This window comes from Streptomyces glaucescens, from assembly GCF_002154375.1.
Taxonomy (GTDB): Bacteria; Actinomycetota; Actinomycetes; order Streptomycetales; family Streptomycetaceae; genus Streptomyces; species Streptomyces glaucescens.
In genome coordinates, this window is the sequence record NZ_MUND01001016.1 from 276 (window position 1) to 612 (window position 337).

2 pseudogenes are annotated in these 337 nt (G+C 68.0%); both read right to left on the reverse strand.

Features of this window, described 5'->3' with window-relative positions:
• A pseudogene (locus CCN42_RS45445) lies at positions 1-130 on the reverse strand (arabinan endo-1,5-alpha-L-arabinosidase); the annotation flags it as partial.
• A gap of 92 nt (positions 131-222) precedes the next feature.
• A pseudogene (locus tag CCN42_RS45450) lies at positions 223-337 on the reverse strand (ATP-binding protein); the annotation flags it as partial.

The window sequence follows — 337 nt, forward strand, 5'->3', positions numbered from 1 at the left end:
TCGTCGGGTCGTGGACGACGGTGGACCCGGTGACGTGGCCGGGGTTGGGATACGCCGACGCCGTGGAGGGGACCAGGGCGAGGAGGGCGGCGGCCGGGATGGCCAGGAGGGTGGCGCGGGTGCGGCTCATGTGGGGGTGCTCCCGTTCTTCTTTCGATATTTCGAACGTCGATCGCCACTGCGAACGGGAACGTAGAATCGAACTGTTTCCGCGTCAACGGTTCACACAGAAATCCAACCCGGCAGATCGACCTCCGCCCGCACGGTCTTGCCCGGTACGCGGTCCAGCACCTCCCACCGGTCGGCCAGCGCGTCGACGAGCAGCAACCCCCGCCCG